This window comes from Odoribacter sp. N54.MGS-14 (assembly GCF_000980295.1).
Lineage (GTDB): Bacteria > Bacteroidota > Bacteroidia > Bacteroidales > Marinifilaceae > Odoribacter > Odoribacter splanchnicus.
This window is the reverse complement of sequence record NZ_LARL01000116.1, coordinates 1-4,777: the sequence shown is the minus strand read 5'-3', so window position 1 is coordinate 4,777 and position 4,777 is coordinate 1. Positions and strand designations below refer to the sequence as shown.

General features: G+C 41.7%; 2 protein-coding genes. Both read right to left on the bottom strand.

Going from position 1 to position 4,777, the window contains the following annotated elements; all coding sequences use genetic code 11:
* On the bottom strand, positions 1 to 1,320 hold a 1,320-nt coding region (locus tag WS42_RS14230), incomplete at its 3' end, for a RagB/SusD family nutrient uptake outer membrane protein (protein WP_286728716.1).
* 24 nt (positions 1,321 to 1,344) lie between these two features.
* Positions 1,345 to 4,683, bottom strand: coding sequence for a SusC/RagA family TonB-linked outer membrane protein (locus tag WS42_RS14225; protein ID WP_087382529.1), 3,339 nt, complete (start codon positions 4,681 to 4,683; stop codon positions 1,345 to 1,347).
* Positions 4,684 to 4,777: the final 94 nt, after the last annotated feature.

Genomic DNA, 4,777 nt, shown 5'->3' with positions numbered 1-4,777 from the left:
TAAAAATTCCCGCCGGCATTCTTTTGTAATCTCCTCCATCAAGGTCGGCTCGGTTGCCACCGAGCTAGGACAATTCCGGCTATTCCGTATCCGATCCAAATACCCTTTGGCGGTTACAAAGTCATCGGTATATTCAGCAGCCAACAAATAAATCTCACTCAACCGGATCAAAGGAACCATCTTATTCAATAACTCAGCCCCACTCGTTGTTATATCTTCATATTTCCGATGATAGTCGATCAGTTTTCCGGCATTGCTATAACTTGCCCAAATATTACGACGATAATCGTTTTCAGAAGCGTAAAAAGAATAGTCTTTCCCCAATTCCAAACGTTTACCCGTGAAAGTATATATCTGGTCCAGGGTCGGCAGGAACAACTTATCCTGAATCTCTGTACCCCGGTAGGAATCATATAACGAAAACATCACTTCCGAAGAAAATACCCGGTCAGGTTTAGAAACATCGGTAGCTGCCGCATGGGTTACAAAAGGGAATATCTCCGCCCCTTCCACCTGTACTTCACGCAGAATCTCTTCGGCAGTAACCAACGCATTACTTTCATCGTGTCCCCAGGCATAAGCCCGGACCAACAAAGCTTTTACAGCATAATAATTCAACCGGAACTGACGGTAATTCAATGCATTATCTCCGATACTGTTTCCCTCGTTCCGTACCCCATCCGTCAAAACCGGATCGGACTCTTTCAGTAAATTCAGAGCAGTTTTCAAATCTCCGATCACCGACTCCAAAACAACTTCAGCAGACAGTAAAGGAGAAATCTGAGCATCGGTATTGGTTACGTAGGGGATACATTCGGCCGTTTTAGAAGTTTCATCGTAAACAGGTCCGAACAGACGCAACATATCCAAATGGAGCATCGCCCTTAAAGCCAACGCTTCACCTTTATACAAACCGTAATATACACCGGGTAAAACGTCTTGCCGTTCATCACATTTTTCGATAATGATATTACAATTCAATATCAGCGCATAAGCCTTTTCCCAGATAACCTGAAATACATCTTTGACATTCTGCTCCTCATATTTATAAGCGCCGAGCATGGAATTAAAATCAGACCCATTCCCGTATTTATAATACTGAGCCATCAAATCGATCACCCCGGCACTCAAATTCCGGCCATAAAGTGAACGATCGACCAATCCCACATATACACCGTTAATCGCTTTTTCAAATCCCTGTCTATCTTCGAAAAGCATATCTTCATTCAAACGATCGGAGGGCGTTATATCTATCCAGGAATTACAGGCACTGAAAACCAACAGGCATAAAAGCCAACCATATTTTATTTTCGTTTTCATATCTCAATCAGTTAATATTACATTTTAGAACGTCACACCTAATGAAAAGGACACCGAACGGGCAAAAGGATAACTCAGACCACGTTCATTTTTTACGGTCGAAATCCGGAAAATATCGTTCATATAAGCCCGGACAGACATCGAAGAAGCTCCGATATGTTTTAACCAGGGAGCTGTACTTTCGTATCCCAACGAAATCGATTCTCCCGACAACACATTATTATCTTCGACAAAACGGGAAGATATCGGCGTCACTTCACTGCTGGCGATAGATTTGAATTTAGCCTGATCACCGGGTTGTTTCCAACGATCGTACAATGCCCGCTTATCCAGATTTTCCCATTTCTTTGAAGAAGAAAGATTTTCTACTTTATCATAAAGGGTCTGCATAAAAATCTGTCCACCCAAACGATAGCGTAAATTAATAGAAGCAGAAAAACCTTTGTAATAGAAAGAAGTACCGATCACCCCCTCCACTTTCGGATCACTGTTTCCTACTACGACTTCATCATCGTAATTATGCACAAAAGTCTGTTCTCCGTTCTTATCCAGGAAAATTTCACGCCCGGTTGCCGGATCGATACCACAAGATCTCACTGCCCATAAATCGGAAGGACTTCCACCGTCGTAATAACGGGTCAGATTACGGTTCCGGTTATCTAAATTATATTTCGTCAATACTTCGCTCACCTCTTTATATTCCGATGTCTGATGACGCAAATTCATATTCACGGACCAAAACATATCTTCTCTACGTATGATAGAATAATTCATCGTCAGGGTTATCCCCTCGGTGATTTGTTTTCCGACATTGCGGGGAAGCGTCTTTACACCGGTCGAAGAAGCCGTACCTATCTGTACCAATAACGGATCGGTTCTTTTATTAAAATAATCGAAATTGACCCTCAAACGATTGTCGAGGAAAATAATATCGAAACCGATATTCCGGTCCAAGGTCTTCTGCCATTCCAGATTGCGGTTACCAAGATTCGAAACGATTGCACTCGAACCGAAAATATTCATATTGTCGGTATTATAGGAATAAATCCGGGTAGAGATATAATCATCGAAATTCTGGTTCCCGGGATTACCGATAGAAGCCCGCAATTTCAACAAACTAATACCCTCTATATCACTGAAAAAAGCTTCTTTATGAATATTCCATCCCAAACCCACAGACCAGGTATTCGTAAACTGCCTGTCCGAACCGAACACGGAAGAACCGTCCGAACGGTAATTCACATCCAGCAAATAACGGTCGTCATAAGCATATCCGAAATTCAGGTAATAACTGACTGCCCGTTTTTTAGAATCCTGATAAGTAGCGTTACCGTCTTTCTGATAACCTAATGCAAAAGCAGGGTTGGAAAATTCATCATCGATAAAGCCCTGAACTTTATAAGCACTATTATTCGATCCATTCTGACTCAGACGCATTCCGCCGACCACATTTACCATATGTTTCTCATTAAATAATTTCCCATATGTCAAACTAAAATCACCATCATAATTCAAGTTTTGAGTATTTCTCTCTTCATAACTTCCTTTATTCGCAATATCTGCCTGACTGTTAAATTCTGTATTGAAAGGAGACCGGAATTTTTTCATCTGTTCGTTCGATTTGGTCAAGCCGAAACGTCCCCGCACCCTTAACTCATCGATCACTCTCCAGTCTACTTCAAAATTATTTGTAAAACCGGTTGTCTTGGTTTCTTCGAAATTGGTTTGGTTCATATCATACAGCGGATTATAATAAGTTGCTGCATAGTTTTGAAACAATATTTTCTTTAACTCACCATTTTCATCGTATTTCCGGAAATAAGGATTTGCCTTGGCAAATTCAGAAAAAGCAACCGGTTCCCGATCGGCTTTCGAATAATTGATATTCAGATTATTCGTAAAAGATAATTTTCCCTTACGGTAGATCAAACGGATATTTCCATTCATCACTTCCCGGTCAGAGCCTTTCATCACCCCTTCGGTCTTGCCATAGCTTAATCCGGCACCATACCGGAAAGTAGCGTCTCCCCCTTCAATCGAAAGCGTATGTTTATGCGTAGTAGCAAAACGCAGAGGCTCGTTCATCCAATAGGTATCTACTCCGCGAGCCACTTCTTTCATCAGGTCATTATAGATCTGATCCTGTTCTTCGTCTAAAATATTTCCCTCATCGTCTATCAAACGATAGCAACCGGCCAGGCGTTCGAAAGTCAGTTTCTCATAAGAATTCATCAGATTATAATCCGACAGATCGGCAAAAGTCAACTGCAGATTACCGTTATAGTTTACCCGAAGCGATCCCATGGCAGGTAATTTAGTCTCGACGACCACGACACCGTTAGCTGCTTTCGAACCATAAATGGCTGTAGCTGCAGCATCTTTCAATACGGTGATACTTTGTACCCGGTCCATACTCAAATCGTTGATAGTCTCCAAATCGGATTCGAATCCATCCAGAATAAACAAAGGCTGATTCGGATCGGTTTCATATTCATCGGTTAAGCCTACGATACTACTTTTACCCCGAATCTCGATATTGGGCAAATGGTTGGGGTCGGAACCGAACTCATTGTTTTCGATAATGGCAAATGAAGGATCGAGGGTCTTTAAACTCTGTAATACACTCTGATTCCCGACCATTTTGAGTTCTTTCGAAGTAAAAGTAGTCGTCGATCCGGTAAAACTCTCCTTTTTACGGGTAAAAATACCGTTCACCACCACCTCTTCCATTTCGGCAATATCGTCTTCCAGGACTATATGCAAATTTTCCTGTCCGGTATACTTCACTTCCTGTTTTTTCATACCGACGAACGAAAATACCAGGATCATATCTTTCTGATCGGGAATTTCGAATTTAAAGTTTCCTTCGGCATCCGTCACACCTCCCAGCGTAGTTCCTTTCAATATCACCGTAACCCCGGGTAGTTTTCCCCCTTTGGTATCCGACACAACTCCCTGTACCGTTCTCACCTTTTGGGGAACTGCAGGTGCCGCCGTCTTCGGTGCCGTCTTAATCAGAATTACATCATCGTCCAAACGCCAGGTCAAATGAGTACCGTCGAGCAATTGTCTCATCACTTCCTCGACTCCTGCATCCTGTACCTTCAGGTCTCTTTTCCCACATTTCCTGAGTTCATCCACCCGGTACAAAAACTGGTAATCCGAAACTTTTCGCAGTTCTTTGATAATTTCCAGTATCGACCGTTGCTCTAAATTGAGCGTCACCTTAACTTTTTGAGAAAAGCCGTTAGCACTGACTGTAAATGTTGTCAGTAAAACCAAGTAAATCCCAAGTCGCATAATCTTTAGGAATTTTAACACATACTCTCCGGGACGAAGAGCATACATTCGATTTTTTTTCATAGATTTGTATATATTTAAGAGGAGTTCTATAAATTAAAATATTGTAGTACAGTTGTTTATATGGTTCCAAGAGCGTAAATTTGCAGAAAATAAG

What these genes read in the sequence shown, in the direction of transcription:
- WS42_RS14225 (WP_087382529.1), bottom strand. Translation starts at nt 4,683, where the DNA reads ATGAAAAAAAATCGAATGTATGCTCTTCGTCCCGGAGAGTATGTGTTA.